The organism is Streptomyces sp. NPDC090025, from assembly GCF_044748125.1.
Classification (GTDB): domain Bacteria; phylum Actinomycetota; class Actinomycetes; order Streptomycetales; family Streptomycetaceae; genus Streptomyces.
In genome coordinates this window covers 606528-622512 of the sequence record NZ_JBIVFL010000002.1, presented here as the reverse complement: position 1 = coordinate 622512, position 15985 = coordinate 606528, and the positions used below count along the sequence as shown (strand labels likewise).

Annotated in this window: 14 protein-coding genes and 1 pseudogene; 8 read left to right on the top strand and 7 right to left on the bottom strand. The window is 74.4% G+C overall.

Annotation, left to right across the window (positions count from 1 at the left end; translation table 11 throughout):
* Nucleotides 1-277: 277 nt before the first annotated feature.
* From ACIPXM_RS08720 to ACIPXM_RS08710, 3 genes and pseudogenes are all read left to right on the top strand, one after another.
* Nucleotides 278-1039 carry a hypothetical protein gene (locus tag ACIPXM_RS08720; protein ID WP_401653413.1) on the top strand — a complete coding sequence of 254 codons (762 nt, stop codon included), beginning with the start codon at nucleotides 278-280 and terminating at the stop codon, nucleotides 1037-1039.
* A gap of 364 nt (nucleotides 1040-1403) precedes the next feature.
* Nucleotides 1404-2012, top strand: a pseudogene (locus ACIPXM_RS08715) (sigma-70 family RNA polymerase sigma factor); the annotation flags it as partial.
* A gap of 336 nt (nucleotides 2013-2348) precedes the next feature.
* The gene (locus tag ACIPXM_RS08710) at nucleotides 2349-2606 is read left to right on the top strand and encodes a hypothetical protein (RefSeq protein WP_401653412.1); all 258 of its coding nucleotides are present in this window, start codon (nucleotides 2349-2351) and stop codon (nucleotides 2604-2606) included.
* Between the two features lie 7 nt (nucleotides 2607-2613).
* Here ACIPXM_RS08710 and ACIPXM_RS08705 read toward each other — a convergent pair whose 3' ends face one another.
* Nucleotides 2614-3327, bottom strand: a complete 714-nt coding sequence (locus tag ACIPXM_RS08705; RefSeq protein WP_401653410.1) for a TetR/AcrR family transcriptional regulator — start codon at nucleotides 3325-3327, stop codon at nucleotides 2614-2616.
* 128 nt (nucleotides 3328-3455) lie between these two features.
* Between ACIPXM_RS08705 and ACIPXM_RS08700 the strand changes: the two genes are divergently transcribed.
* From ACIPXM_RS08700 to ACIPXM_RS08690, 3 genes are all read left to right on the top strand, one after another.
* Nucleotides 3456-4724, top strand: coding sequence for a saccharopine dehydrogenase family protein (locus ACIPXM_RS08700; RefSeq protein WP_401653408.1), 1269 nt, complete (start codon nucleotides 3456-3458; stop codon nucleotides 4722-4724).
* A 171-nt stretch (nucleotides 4725-4895) separates the two neighbouring features.
* Nucleotides 4896-6134 (top strand): NAD(P)/FAD-dependent oxidoreductase, encoded by a 1239-nt coding sequence (locus ACIPXM_RS08695; RefSeq protein ID WP_401653407.1) that lies wholly within the window; start codon nucleotides 4896-4898, stop codon nucleotides 6132-6134.
* A 44-nt stretch (nucleotides 6135-6178) separates the two neighbouring features.
* The gene (locus tag ACIPXM_RS08690; protein ID WP_401653690.1) at nucleotides 6179-7114 is read left to right on the top strand and encodes an RNA polymerase sigma-70 factor; all 936 of its coding nucleotides are present in this window, start codon (nucleotides 6179-6181) and stop codon (nucleotides 7112-7114) included.
* Nucleotides 7115-7220: 106 nt separating this feature from the next.
* Here the strand turns inward: ACIPXM_RS08690 and ACIPXM_RS08685 are convergent, their stop codons facing one another.
* Nucleotides 7221-9521, bottom strand: a complete 2301-nt coding sequence (locus ACIPXM_RS08685; protein ID WP_401653405.1) for an RICIN domain-containing protein — start codon at nucleotides 9519-9521, stop codon at nucleotides 7221-7223.
* A 330-nt stretch (nucleotides 9522-9851) separates the two neighbouring features.
* Here ACIPXM_RS08685 and ACIPXM_RS08680 point away from each other — a divergent pair, with 330 nt between their 5' ends.
* Nucleotides 9852-10952 (top strand): LacI family DNA-binding transcriptional regulator, encoded by a 1101-nt coding sequence (locus tag ACIPXM_RS08680; RefSeq protein WP_401653403.1) that lies wholly within the window; start codon nucleotides 9852-9854, stop codon nucleotides 10950-10952.
* Here ACIPXM_RS08680 and ACIPXM_RS08675 read toward each other — a convergent pair.
* From ACIPXM_RS08675 to ACIPXM_RS08660, 4 genes are all read right to left on the bottom strand, one after another.
* The gene (locus ACIPXM_RS08675) at nucleotides 10916-11728 is read right to left on the bottom strand and encodes a DUF4239 domain-containing protein (RefSeq protein WP_401653401.1); all 813 of its coding nucleotides are present in this window, start codon (nucleotides 11726-11728) and stop codon (nucleotides 10916-10918) included. The genes ACIPXM_RS08680 and ACIPXM_RS08675 overlap by 37 nt on opposite strands.
* A gap of 11 nt (nucleotides 11729-11739) precedes the next feature.
* Complete coding sequence (locus tag ACIPXM_RS08670; RefSeq protein ID WP_401653399.1) at nucleotides 11740-13785, bottom strand: cytochrome c oxidase assembly protein; 2046 nt, start codon at nucleotides 13783-13785, stop codon at nucleotides 11740-11742.
* The gene (locus ACIPXM_RS08665) at nucleotides 13782-14369 is read right to left on the bottom strand and encodes a copper resistance CopC family protein (RefSeq protein WP_401653397.1); all 588 of its coding nucleotides are present in this window, start codon (nucleotides 14367-14369) and stop codon (nucleotides 13782-13784) included. The genes ACIPXM_RS08670 and ACIPXM_RS08665 overlap by 4 nt, the downstream gene beginning before the upstream one ends.
* Before the next feature lie 75 nt (nucleotides 14370-14444).
* The gene (locus tag ACIPXM_RS08660) at nucleotides 14445-15143 is read right to left on the bottom strand and encodes a hypothetical protein (protein ID WP_401653395.1); all 699 of its coding nucleotides are present in this window, start codon (nucleotides 15141-15143) and stop codon (nucleotides 14445-14447) included.
* A 108-nt stretch (nucleotides 15144-15251) separates the two neighbouring features.
* Between ACIPXM_RS08660 and ACIPXM_RS08655 the strand changes: the two genes are divergently transcribed.
* Nucleotides 15252-15491 (top strand): hypothetical protein, encoded by a 240-nt coding sequence (locus ACIPXM_RS08655; RefSeq protein WP_401653393.1) that lies wholly within the window; start codon nucleotides 15252-15254, stop codon nucleotides 15489-15491.
* A gap of 173 nt (nucleotides 15492-15664) precedes the next feature.
* Here ACIPXM_RS08655 and rpsR read toward each other — a convergent pair whose 3' ends face one another.
* Nucleotides 15665-15919, bottom strand: coding sequence for a 30S ribosomal protein S18 (gene rpsR / locus ACIPXM_RS08650; protein ID WP_401653391.1), 255 nt, complete (start codon nucleotides 15917-15919; stop codon nucleotides 15665-15667).
* Nucleotides 15920-15985: the final 66 nt, after the last annotated feature.

The window sequence follows — 15985 nt, the reverse complement described above, 5'->3', positions numbered from 1 at the left end:
AGAAGTCGTCACAAGCGGGCCGGAAGTTCCCGAGGCCCCCTTGTGGGGCCGACCACACTCGCGTACTCATGTCCCGACGGGCCGAGGGGGACCGAACACGGCATCGAGCGTGGGCGACGAGGGGCGGGAGGCGACCGTGGACGGCCGTACTCGTACGCGCGCCCGCGCCCGCGCCGCCCCCCGATTCCGCCCCCGTCTCCGCACCCGCACCCGCATGCGCACCCCTGTGCGCATCCGCGCCGACCGCGCGGGTACGGGGTGCGAGGATGGGCGCGCCATGACACCAGGCCGATGTGCGCGAGGGGTGCGGGCCGCGATGTTCGCGGCCGTCTGCGTGCTGCTCGCGGCCACCGGTCACCTCCTCATGTCCGAGCAGGAAGTGCCCCGTTGGACGCTGCTGTGCGCGTTCGCCGGGACGGCCGCGGTCGCCTGGCTGCTCGCGGGGCGCGAACGCGGCCTGCTCGCCGTGACGTTCGCGGCGATGTGCGTCCAGGGCACGCTGCACACGCTGTTCTCGGCCACCGCACCGAACGGGACCGGCCATTCTTCCGCCACGGGCGGCACGGGCGGCGCGACCGGCATGAGTGACATGACTGACATGGGCGGTATGGGCGGCGCGGAGCACCTGGCCGCCATGGCGGGGATGGACCCCGCCACGCACACCGAACACCTGGCCCGGATGGCGCACCTCGCGCCCCTGACACCCGCGTCCGGTCATGACATGAGCGGGATGGCCCCTTCCCTGGGGATGGTCTCCGCGCACGTCCTCGCCGCGCTGCTCAGCGGGTTGTGGCTGGCGCACGGCGAACGGTCGGTGTTCCGGCTGCTGCGGGCGCTGCCGCTCGGCCCCGGTCTCGGCCTGCTCCGGCAACCGCGGCTGCTGCTGCGGCTGCTCCGCGCGGCCTTCGTCACGCCCCGCACCCCGCGTCGGCCGCGCGTGCGGCCGGTGCGCGCCGAGGACGAACGGGCGCCACGCCCGCTCCTCCTGGCCCATGTCGTCGTCTCCCGGGGTCCGCCGCCGGTCCTCGCTGTCAGCTGACAGCCGGCACCCCGGCCGACGACCGCAGACCGGTCCGTCGCCCGGGCCACGGCACCGCCTTCGCGGTGGCCGTACCCCTCACCGGCGACGCCGCCGATCCCGATCGCGATCCCGATCCCGGTCCGCGAGCGCCGCCGGATTCCCTTGCCTCTAAGGACCTTTGGCGATGACTCCTGCCCTCGTCACCCCGGTGACCCAGGTGACCGACGTGCGCTGTCCCGACGACAAGCCGCGCACCGCTCCCGATTCCGACACCCACACCCACACCCACACCCACACCCACACCGATACCTGTACCGCTGCCGATACCGATACCGATACCGACGACCTTCGGGCCCTCCCCCAGGTTCCGACGAGAGCGGTCCGGTCCGGATACACCCCCGACGCCGACACCGACGCGGAGACCACCCGGCTCGCGCTCGCGGCCAGGGACGGGGATCCGGTGATGGTGGACCGGTTCGTGCGCGCGCTGCACCGTGACGTGTGGCGGTACGTGGCCTACCTGAGCGCCGACCGGCAGGCGGCCGACGACCTCACCCAGGAGGTGTTCCTGCGCGCGCTGGCCGGGCTGCCGCGCTTCCAGGGGCGTTCCTCGGCGCGTACCTGGCTGCTGTCGATAGCCCGCAGGACCGTGGTGGACAGCCTGCGGCACGCGGCGGCGCGGCCCCGGCTCGCCGACCGCGAGGACTGGCAGCTGCAGGCGGAGCGCGCCCAGCCCAGGGACCTGCCCGGGTTCGACGACCGGGTCGCGCTGGCCGAGCTGATGTCGTCGATCTCCGAGGAGCGGCGGGACGCGTTCGTGCTGACGCAGTTGCTCGGACTGCCGTACGCGGAGGCGGCCGAGGCCATCGGCTGCCCGGTCGGCACCGTGCGCTCCCGGGTCGCCCGGGCCCGGGCGTCCCTGGTCGCCCTGCTGCGGGGCGAGGAGGAAGGCACGCCCTCCGAGGCGGGAGCGGCGGCGGCCGGAACGGCGGTCGGGACGGTGGCCGGGGCCGTGACCAGGGAGGTCACCGGCGCGGTGGCCATCGGGGCACCGGCCTCCGGCCCGGTACCCGGCGGCGGCCCCACCGCCGCCCGCAGGCCCAAAGCGGCGCCGAGGAGCTTCACCCGGGCCCTCGCCCTCGCCTGATCCCGTGGCCTTGTGATCCCGGGATCCCACGACCCCGGGATCCCGACCTGCCTTCGGGATCCCGACCTGCCTCCGGGGGAACCGGACCGCCCGCCGGTCCGACTCCTCCGGAGGCGCCGCCGGACAGCGGGCCGCACACAACATGCGGCACCCGGCGGGCGAAAGGCAGGTGGGATCACCGTGAGCGGGAGAGGCAGCGCCATGCGCGGCGGCGACAAGACCCGGAGCGGCGGCGGGAACGGCTTCGCGCCGCGTACGGTCGTGCTCGGTTTCCTGCTCCTCCTGGCGCTGGTGTTCGCCGGTTCGTACGCGCTCGGCGCGGCGGTCGGCCCCCTCGGCCCCGGCCCGGACAGCCACGACACCCGGGACGCCCCGGGCCCGCCCTCCGGAACCGCCCCCACCCCCGGCACGGGGCACGAGCACCACCCCGCCGGGTAGCCGCCGCTCAGCCGCCGGCGGCGGTGGTCGCCAGGGCCGTCGCCGCGCTGTCGAGCAGCATCTCCAGGGCCGTCGGATAGGCGCTGTGCGTCATCCGGGCGATCAGATGCGGGGCCGTGGCCGCGATGTGCGGGTGGGTGGTGGCGGGGAGGCGGGCGTACGTGGCCTGCCAGACGGCCTCGTCGGCGGCGCGGGCGGTGTGCGGCAGGGCGAGGGCCGCCGCGTCGAGGGCGGCGAACGCGAGGGTCTGGTCGATGAACGCGTGGTAGATCCGGGCGGCCTCGGCGTCCCCGAGCCCGGCCGAGCGCAGCACGCCGATGATCGTCTCGTCGGCGTCGATCTCGTGGGCGCGCCCGCTGACCCGGCTCGCGGTGAGGATCGCCGCCTGGGGGTGGGCGAGATAGGCGGAGTGGATGCGCAGGCCGAGTTCCCGCAGGTCGGCGCGCCAGTCGCCGCTCGCGGTCCAGCCGCGCAGGGCGCGGCCGATGAGTTCGTCGCCGACGGCGAGGAGGAGGTCGTCCGTACCCCGGAAGTAGCGGTAGAGGCTGCTGGGGTCGGCGTCGAGGGCGGTGCCGAGACGTCGTACCGACAGACCGTCCCTGCCGTGCTCCTGGAGCATCCGCAGCGCGGTCTCGATGTAGCGGCGCTCGGAGAGCACCGCTCCGGCCTTGCCCGGCTTTCTGCGTCTGCGGGCCGACTCGGGCACCACTTCCTTAGGCATGAAGGCTCCTTCCGCGCCTCCTTCCCAGGTTATGCCAACGCCGTTGACCCGGACGGGCTGGCCGGACTTTCATGGGGCCACCCATGGGACCGACCCCGGCACAAGCACCTGAAAGGTGTGATTCCGTCATGCGCGTACTCCTCGTCGGCGCGGGTGGGGTGGGCACCGCGATCACCCGCATCGCGGCCCGCCGTTCCTTCTTCGACCACATGGTGGTCGCCGACCACGACCTGTCCCGGGCCGAGGCGGCCGTCGCCGCGGTCCAGGACGCCGAGTCCGGCACCGGGTCCGGCACCGAGACCACCGAGTCCGCCGTCAGCAGCGGCGCCGCAACCCGCTTCAGCGCGGTGCGCGTCGACGCGTCCGACCGGGCCGCCGTCGCCGAACTGCTCCGCAGCGGCGGCTGCGACGTGCTGCTCAACGCCACCGACCCGCGGTTCGTGATGCCGCTGTTCGAGGCGGCGCTCGACGCCGGGTCCCACTACCTCGACATGGCGATGTCGCTGTCCCGTCCGCATCCGGACCGGCCGCACGAGGAGTGCGGGGTGAAGCTGGGCGACACGCAGTTCGAGCGCGCCGGGGAGTGGGAGAAGGCGGACCGGCTGGCGCTCGTCGGGCTCGGGGTCGAGCCCGGTCTCTCCGACGTCTTCGCGCGCTACGCCGCCGACGAACTCTTCGACGAGATCGAGGAGATCGGCGTCCGCGACGGCGCGAACCTGACCGTCGACGGCTACGACTTCGCGCCCTCCTTCTCGATCTGGACGACCATCGAGGAGTGCCTGAACCCGCCGGTGGTGTGGGAGAAGGAGCGCGGCTGGTTCACCACGCCGCCGTTCAGCGAGCCCGAGGTGTTCGACTTCCCCGAGGGCATCGGCCCGGTGGAGTGCGTGAACGTCGAGCACGAGGAGGTGCTGCTGATCCCCCGCTGGGTGGACGCGCGCCGGGTCACCTTCAAGTACGGCCTGGGCGACGAGTTCATCGAGACCCTGAAGACCCTCCACAAGCTGGGCCTCGACCGTACGGAGCCGGTGACGGTCGCGGGCGGGGCGCGGGTGTCGCCGCGCGACGTGGTCGCCGCCTGTCTGCCCGACCCGGCGACGCTCGGCGACCGGATGCGCGGCAAGACCTGCGCGGGGACCTGGGTGAAGGGCACCAAGGACGGCGCGCCGCGCGAGGTGTACCTCTACCACGTGGTCGACAACCAGTGGTCGATGCGGGAGTACGGCTCGCAGGCCGTCGTCTGGCAGACGGCGATCAACCCGGTCGTCGCCCTCGAACTCCTCGCCACCGGCGTCTGGTCCGGCAACGGTGTGCTCGGGGCCGAGGCGTTCGCACCGCGCCCGTTCCTGGACCTGCTCACGGAGTACGGCTCGCCGTGGGGGCTGCGCGAGCAGTGAGCGGGCGCGCCGGGGACACCCCGTACGCCACGCCCCACACCCCGTACCCCACGCTCGAAAAACACCACCGCTGTGACCTGGGACACATTCCGTCACGTGTCCCAGGGGGCCGGTGTCTTGTGGTCGAACCCCTGGGACAAGGACAGGGGCATGAGGCACAGGAGACCGACCATGAGCGAGCAGCCCACCACCCACGTCGTCGTCATCGGCGGAGGCTACGCCGGAGTGATGGCCGCCAACCGGCTGACCGGGCGCGCCGACGTCGCCGTGACGCTCGTCAACGCCCGTCCGGTCTTCGTCCCCCGGCTCCGGCTGCACCAGGTGGCGGCCGGTACGCACGAGGGCACGGTCGACATGCGCGAGGTGCTCGCCGACCGGGTCCGGCTCGTCGTCGACGAGGTGACGGCCATCGACACGGCCGGCCGTTCGGTGCTCCTGGGCGAGGGCGAGCCGCTCGCCTACGACCACCTGGTGTACGCGGTGGGCAGCGGCTCCGGGAGCGCGCCGGGCAGCCCCGCGGCCGGTGCGGCGGCCGTGCCGGGCGCGGTCGGGCACACCTACTCGGTGGACACCCTGGAGTCGGCCCGCGAGCTGCGCGCGGTGCTCGCGCGGACGCCCGCCGACGCGCCCCTGACGGTGGTCGGCGGCGGCCCCACCGGCATCGAGACGGCGGCCGAACTGGCCGAGCGGGGCGGCCGGGTGACCCTGCTGTGCGGCGGGGTCCTCGGCGCGTACCTGCACCCGAGGACCCGGCGCGCGGCGGCCCGTCGGCTCGCCCGGCTCGGGGTGACCGTGCTCGACGGTCCCGACTCGCGGGTGACGGCCGTGACGGCCGACTCCGTGCGCCTCGCGGACGGGCGGACGCTGCCGAGCCGGGTCACCGTCTGGGCGGTCGGCTTCACGGTGCCGGACCTGGCCGCGCGCAGCGGTCTGCGCACCGACGCGGCCGGCCGGCTGCTCACCGACGAGACGCTGACCAGCATCGACGACGAGCGGATCGTCGCGGCCGGGGACGCGGCGGCGCCGTCGGGACAGCCGTACCGGATGAGCGCCTTCATCTCGTACTCGCTGGGCGCGCACGCCGCCGACACGGTGCTGCGCCGCATCGCGCGGGACCGGCCCGAACCGGCCGACCTGGCCTTCCTCGCCATGTGCGTCAGCATCGGCCGGCAGGCCGCCGTGTTCCAGATCGGCCGCAAGGACGACACCGCGACGCCGTTCCACGTGGGCGGCCGGGCGGGCGCCAGGCTGAAGGAGATCGCCTGCGAGGCGGGCCTCAAGCACCTGGCCACGGAGGCCAGGAAGCCGGGCTCGCACCACTGGCCCAAGGGCGGCGAGCAGCGCCGGATGCGGCTGGCGGCCGCGCGGCCGGAGGCGGCGGAGGCGGTACCGTCCGCCCGTACCTCATGATCGACTCGATCACGGGGGCGGGAGAGGACGACGGGGGAGCAGAGATGGACGCGGCACGGTCGACGAGACGGCAGGACGCGGCGGGCGGCCTTCCGGGCGCGGATCCGGCCACCCAGGTGTTCCTCGCCCACCGCAACCTCCTCTTCACCGTCGCCTACGAGATGCTCGGCTCGGCCGCCGACGCCGAGGACGTGCTCCAGGAGACGTGGCTGCGCTGGGTCAAGGTCGACCTGACCGGTGTCGAGGACCGGCGGGCGTACCTGGTCCGGATCACCACCCGGCAGGCCCTGAACCGGCTGCGCGCCCTCAAACGGCGCCGGGAGTCGTACGTCGGACCGTGGCTGCCCGAGCCGCTGCTCACCGCGCCCGACGTGGCCGAGGACGTCGAGCTGGCCGAGCGCACCTCGATGGCGATGATGCTGGTCCTGGAGACCCTCGCGCCCACCGAGCGGGCGGTGTTCGTGCTGCGCGAGGTCTTCGAGGTCCCGTACGAGGAGATCGCCACGGCCCTGGACAGGACCCCGGCGGCGGTCCGGCAGATCGCCATGCGGGCCCGGCGGCACGTCGACGCGCGCCGCCCCCGGGCCACCGTCCCGCCGGACCGGGCGCGGGCGGTGCTCGACTCGTTCCGGGCCGCCCTGGACGCGCGGGACCCGCAGCGCTTCCTGGACGTCCTCGCGCCGCACGTGGTGCTCCTGAGCGACGGCGGCGGTGTGAAGCAGGCGGCGCTGCGGCCGGTGCTCGGCGCCGACAAGTTCGTCCGGTTCACGCTCGGCGGCATCGCCAAGAAGCACGTCTCGATCGAGGCCGAGCCCACCGAGCTCAACGGCGGTCCGGCGCTCACCATGTACGTGGACGGCGAGCTGGACGGGGTGATGGCGTTCCGGATCGAGGACGAGCTGATCACCGGCGTCTACTACGTCCGCAATCCCGAGAAGCTGACCCGGCTGGCCGCCGAGACCCCGCTGACCCTGCGCTGACCCGGGCACGGTGCCCGGCCTCGCACCCGGACAGGTGCCCGCCGCGACCGAAGTCGCGCCGGGCACCGTCCCGTTGTCCGCCGGGACCGGCTCCCGGCGGTACGCCCTACGCGATCGTCCAGCGCTGGGTCGCTCCCCCGCCGTCCGGCTGCTGGGTGACCTGTGCGCCGTTCGCCGTGGACGCGGTGGTCAGGAGCAGGCCGCTGCCGACCGAGGCCACGGTGTACGTGCCGTCCGGCTGCCTGGTGGCGGTCCAGCGCTGGTTGGGGCCGCCGTGGCAGGTCCACTGGATGACCCGGGCGCCCGCGCTCGTCGAACCGCCCTCGATGTCGGCGCACTTGCCCGAGGAGCCGTTCCTGATCTCGTAACTGCCGTCGGCCTGCCGGGTGAACGTCCACTTCTGGTTGGCGCCGCCGTTGGGGGTCCAGGTGACCAGCTGGGTGCCGTTGGCGGAGCTGCTGTCGGGGTCGTCGAGGGCCTTGCCGCCGGTGGTGAGGGTGCGGACGCCGTCGAGCGAGCCGGTGGGGGCGTCGCCGGTGACGGTGAGGCCCAGGGTCTGTTCGGCCGCGGTGCGGCCCGCGCCGACCGGGCTGCCCGAGGTGTCGGTCCAGCTGCGCTGCGGGGTGGTCTCGGCGAGCCGCCCGGCGGCGGACGACAGGCCGAGCACGAGCCCGCTGTAGCGGTTGACCAGCTTGTACGTGCCGGTGGGGGTGTTGTCGGAAGCGGTGGCCCCGCGGATCACCCACCACTCCTGGCCGACGGTGGAGCCGCCGGGACCGGCCGCGGTGACGGTCGGCTTCGTGCCCCAGGCGCGGGTGGCGGGCGCGGTGGCGGCGACGCCGAGGAGCTGTCCGGTGGCGGCGTTGGCGATGCGGTAGGAGCCGTCGCCCTTCGCCGTGAAGATCCACGATTCGAGCGTCGAGCCGGTGGCGGCGGCGAGCGAGGTGGTGGCCGGTCCGCCCTGGACCTGGGCGAGGACGCGGCTGCCCGCGCCACCGCCCGCGCTGCCGATCCGATAGGTCTTGCCGGTGTCCACGGGTGCGGCGGCGGGCGTGCTGCTGTCGAGGGTCAGGTTGACGTACTCGCTGCTGGCTCCGCCCGAACAGCCGAAGGAGCAGTACGAGCGGAACGAGCGGCCGACGATGCCGGACGCGGTGCGGTTGGCCGGGTCGAGGAACCAGCGGTACCAGGAGGCGTTCTTGTAGGCGCTGCCGGTGTCGCCGAGCTTGAACCACTTCTGTGTCGTGAGGTCGGCGGTGGCGTACAGCTCCTGCGGCGCGTTGCCGCTCTGGTCGACGGCCTGCGGCTCGCCGATGTAGAGCCCGAGGTGGGCGTTGTAGGTGATGTCCATGACGAACAGCGGGGAGGTCGCCGGGGTCAGCCCGGCCGCGACCTGCTGGCTGACGGTGCCGGCGTTGGCGGGGTCGTACTCCTTGTTCGTCGGCACATAGCCGGTGGTGCTGCCCGCGCCGACCGGGACCATGGTGCTCTCCCGGCCGCCGACACCGGGCTGGGTCCAGGCGCCGCCGTACCACTTGCGCCATGAACTCGGCGCCATCTTCTCGGCGATCGGGGCGCGGGCCACGTGCCCGTAGAAGGCGGCCCAGCCGCCGCCCTTGTTCACGATGCGGGAGCCGTAGAAGGCGTAGAAGTAGCCGGACGCGGTGTCGACGAAGAGCCGGGGGTCGCCGGTGCCGTAGTGGTACGTCTGCTGCGGGAAGGCGGCGCTGTCGCCGCGCGCGGTGCTGTACGGCGAGGTGATGACGTGGTCCTTGACGGTCCAGGTACGGCCCTGGTCCCGGGACACCGCGTAGTCGACGCCGTCGTAGTGGATGCCGTCGCCGAAGGGCTGCGGGGTGAACTCGTTGTGCACCAGGCCGTACCAGTCGCCGGTGTCGGGATCGACCCACATGCCGGTCAGATCGCAGTAGTTGCGGTGCGCGTAGCCGCTGCCGGCCGGGGCCTGGGTGGACGTGACACCGGTCGGGCTGTTGTTGCAGCGCCATGTGGTGTCGTTGTTGCGGTCGTTGGAGTTCGCCGGGTTGACGGCGTCGCTGATCGCGCCGGACCGGGTGGCGGTGTCGAGGTCGGTCCCGGTGAAGAAGTTCCACTGCCGGGAGTCGCTCGCGCCGTAGAGGGCGTGCGCCTGCTGGAAGTAGAAGGTGCCGTCCTTGTCGACGTAGGGACTGGCCGGGGTGTCGTCGGGGTGGGTCCAGGAACCCTTGGCGCCGACGGTGACGGTGTACGTGGCGGCGGGGGCGGCGGCGGTGGCGGTGGCGGTGCCCTGGGTACGGGCGGCGGCCGGGGCGGGTGCCCCCGGCGGGGTCGCGGCGAGCGCGGTGCCGCCGGTGACGGCGAGGGCCGCGGCGGCGAGCACGCTCAGCAGTCTGCTGCGCGGAGGTGTCACGAGTACTCCCTGGGGTGAGGAGCGGTGCCGGGACGGGGCATGAGACATCAGACATGAGGCATGACTGATCCTGACGTGGCGTCAGAACAGTGCGGTGGGGCGGCTGGTGGCACGGACCCTAGGGGTTCTTTGACCGGTAAAACAAGGGCCGTGAACCGGCCGGATTCCGGTCCCCGAGGCCCGCTTGACCGGGGCGGGCGCCCCGGCTACGGTGCGACCCTCACGCGATCGGCGCGCCGGATCCGCCGGGCGCGCGGGCTTCGCGGGGTGCGCGGGGGCCGGGGACGAGGGCCGGGGACGAGCGTCGTCGGGGGACGAGGGGCGGGCACCATGGTGACCATGCGGGAGGTGGCGGAGCGCGCCGGAGTCACCAAGCAGACCGTCTCCAACGTCGTCACCGGACGGGTCGCCGTCCGCCCGGCCACCGAGGCGCGGGTGCGCGCCGCGATCGACGAACTCGGGTACGTGCCCAACCTGGTGGCCCGTTCCCTCGCCACGGGCAGCACCCGCACGGTCGGCCTGTTCGTGCCGACGGTGTCGGCGCCGTTCTACGCGGAGGTGGTCGAGGAGGTCGAGGACGCCCTCGACGAGCACGGCTACCACCTGCTGCTCTGCACCACCCGGCTCGACGGCGAGCGGGCCCGGCGCCATCTCGCCGGGCTCACCAGCCGCTCGGTCGACGCCCTGCTCATCGCGGGCGACCAGGGTCTCACCGGCCATCTGCCGCTGCTCGCGGACGCCCGCTTCCCGGTGGTCCTGTGCGCGTGGGAGGCGGCCCTGCCGGCCGGATTCCCGGTCGTCACGGTCGACTACGAGCACGGCGGGCGGCTCGCCGGACGCCATCTGCGCGCGCTCGGCCACACGCAGGTCGCGGTGCTCGCGAGTCCGGCCCACACGGTACGGGTCGAGGGCTTCCGCCGGGCCTTTCGCGAGGACGGCGTCCCGGTCCCGGACGCGGCGGTCCACCTGGCCGCCGAGCCGACGTTCCGCAGCGGCGTCGACACGGCCCTCGCCGCCCTGCGCGCGGACCCTACGGTCACCGCGCTCTTCGCCACCCACGACGTGCTCGCGGCGGCGGCCGTCGAGGCGGCCCGGGCCACCGGCCGTTCGGTCCCCGGCGACCTGTCCGTCGTCGCGCACGACGACACCCCCGAGGGCCTGCTGGCCCGCTCCCCGCTGACCAGCGTGGTGCTGCCGAAGCGGGCGATGGCCCGCCAGGCCGTCGAACTCGCCCTCCAGGCCCTCGCGTCGGGCCCGCACCCGGCGCCCGGCGCCGTACCGCGGCCCCGGCTGCTGCTCCCCGAGCTGGTGGTCGGCGCGAGCACGGCGGCCCCGGCCGCCGCGCCCGATCACGCCCCTGCCGATCACGCCCCTGACGGTCACTCCGCCGTCGATCACTCCGCCGTCGGTGTCGAGCCCGCCGGCCAGTAGCGGGCGAGGGCGCCCTCGCGGTACGGGGCGGGACTCACGCTGAGTTCGCCCGCGAAGGGCCGGTCGAGGACGACGACCAGGAGCAGGCTGAAGCCGATGAGGGCGGAGACCGAGGCGACGAAGAGCAACTGCACGCGCAGCTTGCGCATCCCGTACAGGAAAGTCAGCGGGATCAGGACGAGCGCACCGCCGAACGCCAGGACCTGGAGCAGCGGCGGGAGTTGCTGCTCGGCCATGGTGAGCCGGGCGCGGCGCTGTCCGGCGACGTCGTTGAGGTGGCCGACCGCCGCCTCGTAGAACACCTCCTCGCGCGACGACTTCGGCTCGTACGCCTGGAGCACGTCGTAGGCGTCCTGCAGTTTGACCGAGGTGGCGCCGTAACTGGGCCTGCCCGCCCGCATCCTGGGCCACTGGTCCTCGACGACGGCGTGGACATAGCCGCCGAGCGCGGTGTCGAGGTCGGCGCGGACGTGCGGCGGGAAGGCACCGCTGTCGCGGGCGATCAGGGCGACGTCGGTGGCCTCGCTGGCGACGATGGTCTGGGTGCTCTCCAACTGCGTCCAGAGGGTGACGATGACGAAGGCGAGGATGATCCCGTAGATCGCGCCGAACATCCCGAGCGTCACCCCGACCATGTCGTTGTGCTCGCCGCGCGCGAGCGACGGATACCTGCGGCGCAGCAGCAGACTTCCGGCCACGGCGGCGAGGACGGTGCCGCCGACGGTGACGAGGGCGAGGGTGACGGTGCTGAAGTGGTTGAGCAGCCAGAGCGACATGTGCGGGGAGTCTAAGGACGCGCCGGGGGACGCCCTGACGGACCGTTTCGCCGCGCGGGCGGGGGTGTTCCGCTCCCCCGCTGGTGGATCACGGCCCCGGCGTGGGCGGACCGCACGGGAGTCCACCCGTTCGAGTGAGGGGCGCATTCGGCCTGAATACGCCCCTCACCGGGCGGGCCCGCGTCAGCGCCCCCCGGGCGGCGGTCGCGGGCGTGCAGGGCCGCCAGATAGGCGTTGTACGCGGCCAGCGGGTCGTTCGCGTCGCCGCGGTCGATCCGGCGGTCGACGCGCCGCGCCTCCCGGGCGTCCGAGCGCACCCACTGCACGGCCAGGATGATCAGCAGGCCGGTCAGCAGGAAGTGCACCAGCATGGCCAGGTGCCCGAGGTGACTGCTCATCAGGGTCGGGAAGAGGGAGGTGAAGTAGACCGCGAAGGCGCTGCCGATGAAGAGGACGCTCGCCACCACCGGATGCGAGATCACCTTCACCCAGCGGCTGTGCAGGAGACCGAGGAGCAGTTCGCGGGGTCCTGAGCCGCCGCCCTCGGGCGCCTTGGGCAGGGCGCGCAGGGCGAGCGTCGCGGGCGCGCCGAGCACGAGCAGGATCGGCACGGTCATGGCGAGCAGCATGTGCTGGCCCATGTGCACGCTGAACAGCACTTTCCCGTAGACCGAGAGCCCGCTCATGGTGCCGACCACGGTCACCGCGAGGCCCAGGAACCAGGCGACCGTGCGGCCGGGCGGCCAGCGGTCGCCGCGCCGGGCGAGGGTGCGGACCCCGGCGGCGTACAGGAGTCCGGCGGCCGCCGTGCCGAACGCGAACAGCGGGTCGAAGCGCCACTCGGTGAACAGCGGCGTCCAGGGGAAGTCCCCGAGCGGGCGTGGCAGGGCGAAGCCGAGCGACTGCTCAGCCGGGGAGAGCCCGGTGCCGGTGCCCGTGCCGCTGCCGGTGGCGCTGGTGGTGTTGGTGGGTGGCGGGGTGCGGGAGAGGCCGACGGCGAGGCCGGTGGCGGCGGCCATCAGGAGCAGCTCGACGGCGGCGAGCCGTACGAACGCCCGCCGGGCCGTGCCGATCCCGCCTGCCCTGCCCCCGTTCCGGGCCGCTCCGCCGTCGGCATGGCCGCGCAGGGCGGGCAGCGTACGGCGCCGGTGCCACGCGCCGCACAGGCCGACGGCGCCGAGTGCGGCGGCCTTGCCGAGCAGCAGCCAGCCGTAGCGGCTGGTGAACAGCTCGCCGAAGCCATCGAGCCGGACGGTGGCGCCCGTGACCCCGCTGGCCGCGACGGCGAGCAGGGCCCAACCCGCGAGTGGGCTGAACCGGCCTACCACGACAGCCAGTTGGCCCCCGGTCACCGTGGCCCCGGCCGTCTTCCTCGGCGCGGCCACGAGCAGGACGAACAGCAGTCCCCCGGCCCAGACGGCGACGCCGGTCAGGTGCAGGGCGAGCGAGACCACCGCCGTGTCGTGCTGCGCGGCGGCGGCCGGGTGCCCGGTGAACGCGGGCGGCAGCAGTCCGGCCACCGCCAGCAGCAGCGCGCCGCGCGCCCACCGGATCGTCCCGGTGCCGAGGCACACGGTCGCGAGCACGGCGACGACGGCGACGACGGTCGCGTACGAGCGCCCCTGCGGGTCCGTGACGACGAAGTCGGCGACGACGGCCGGGGCGAGCATCCGGCCGACCGGCCGCGCGAACAGGTCGGAGAGGGTGAACAGGAGCGTGGCGGCGGCCCCCAGCGCCCAGCAGGCCGCCGCGACCGCCGCCCACCCGACGTACCGCGCCTGGACCCGGCTCAACCGGCCCCGGCCCTCGCCACCGCCGGGCAGCAGGACCACGACGAGGAGCAGCGCGCCGACGGTCGTCACGCCCGCCGCGTCCATCAGGGTGCGGGCGACGGGCAGTCCCCAACGGGTCACCGCCCCGGCGTCGACGATCCCGGGCACGGCGACGGCGCCGCCGCGCCCGGTGCGGAAGGCGACGACGAGCGTGGCCAGGGCGGTGGCGGCGGCCGTAGCGAGCAGGACGGAGGGGCGCCGCAGGGCCCGCCGTACGGCGTTCACGCGCGCCCCTTCCGGACCCGGCGGATCACGACGACGCAGCCTCCGGCGACGAGCAGGAGCCCGGCCGCGCCCGCGAGCGCGACCGGGGTCCCGTCGGACGTGGGCCTGGGACTGGGACTGGGGGCGGCACTGGGAGTCGGACGGGCAGTCGGACGGGGAGTCGGACTCGGACTGCTCGGGGCCGCGGCCCGGACGGTGAAGGTGTACGAGCCGGAGACCGGGTGCCCGTCGGCGGACACGACCCGGTATCCGACGGTGTACGTGCCCGGCCGCGCCGCTCCTTCCCTCAGGGGTACGGAGACCTTCGCACCGGCCACCTGGGGCGCGCCGCTCGTGAGCGCGGCCCCGTCGGCGGTGGTCACGGCGACCTGGGCGTACTTCGGGTCCATCGGGTCGCTGAAGGTGAGCGTCACGGACCGGGGCGGGCCGGACAGGACGGTGTTCGGGGTCGGGTCGGCGGAGGTGAGGCCGGTGTGGGCGGCGGCCGGCGGTGCGGCGGCGAGGAGCGCGGCGAGTGCGCCGAGCACGGTGGCGGGCAGCGCGGTGGCGGGCAGGGCGACGGCGCGGCGCGAACGGACGTTCATGCGGGGAATGCCTTCTGTCGGACGCCCCTGGCGCCGCGCGAGGACGGCCGGTCGGCCTGCCGCGCGGGCCGCCCGTCAGGGCGTGCGCGGGCGCGGTCCGCCGACCGGCGTCACCAGGGCGCGGAGCGGGGCGAGGAACTCGGTCACGGGGAAGGAGACGCGGGACCCGTCGACAGGAGGTGCCCGGCCGGGCTTCAGCCGGGTGAGGACGGCGCCGGTGAGCCGCCGGGTGCGGTCGGGGCCGCGCCGTACCGGCCCCGGGCCGTGGGGTGCGGGGGCGAGCGCGCACAGCCGGAGCCACAGCGCGCGCAGCAGCCGCCGCAGTCCCGCGTCGAGCACGGATCGGCCCTGCCACAGCAGGCGTTCGGTGACCCCGAGGACGCGGGCGGCGATGAGCAGCGTGACGAGGTGTCCGGCGAGCACGACGGTCGGCGGCGGCCCGGCGGCGGCGCCGTGTTCGAGCCAGAACGGCAGTCCGGCGCCCGTCGGCCGGCCGCTGCCGGGGAACGCGTACGCCAGATGGAAGGTGGTCTGGGAGGCGCCGAGCACCAGGGCGACCTGGGCGTCGGTGAGCCGCCGCCGGGTGAGTACGAGCGCCGACGGCACGGCGACGGCCGCGACCACGGCGACGATGACGGCGTCGGGCGCGTGACACCACGCAAGGAGGTGCCCGCCCCACGGCAGCAGCACACACAGCACCGCGAGCACCCCGGCCCGCAGCCCGCGCAGCACCCCGGCGTCGGGGTCCTGCCGGACGGTGCGGTGCGGGAGCATGGGCGGGGCGGGCCTTCGTCGGTACGGGTGCGGGTGCGGTGCACGTGAGCGTACCCAGGGTGGCCCCGCCCGCCGTAACCGGCCCGTACGTCCGTCGTTGGGCCGCCCATGAAGAAGATGATCACCGCCACCGCGCTCACGCTCGCCGCCCTCACCCTTGCGGCCCCGGCCCACGCCGACAACGACAGCGACTTCGGCGGCGGCGTCAACGCCGCCAACAACTGGAACTTCACCGCCGCCGCGGTCTGCATGCAGGAGGTCGCCGTGGTCCCGGTCCTCGGCGACTGGGTCGGCGACCACGCCAACAACTGCTCGAACGGCAACGTGATCGACCACAGCGGCCGCTGAGGCAGGATGGGCCTCCTCGACCACCGAGGAGGCCCACAGTGGGCTACAGCCTGCACGCACTGATCGCGGACGTCGCCTTGCTGCGCACCGTCGCGCGCGAACTCCCGGCCGCCCACGTGGCCCCGCTCCTCCAGGGCCCCGCACCGCGCCGGTGACCAGGCCCCGACCTCGGCTCAGCGCGGCGCGCTCGTCGACGCGTACGGCAGCAGCGCCATCTCCCGCGCGTTCTTGATCGCCGTGGCGACCGCGCGCTGCTGCTGGGCCGTCACGCGGGTGACCCGGCGGCTGCGGATCTTGCCGCGGTCGGAGAGGAACTTCCGCAGCAGGTCGGTGTCCTTGTAGTCGACGTACGTGATCCCGGCCGCGTCCAGCGGGTTGGGGCGGGACTTGGCGGGCTTGCGGGTGGCGGCTTCGGGGCGCCGGGGCATGGGTTCTCCTCGGGTGAGTGTTCGCGGGTGAGGGGACGGGGGGACGAGGGTGGCGGGGGCCGCCGC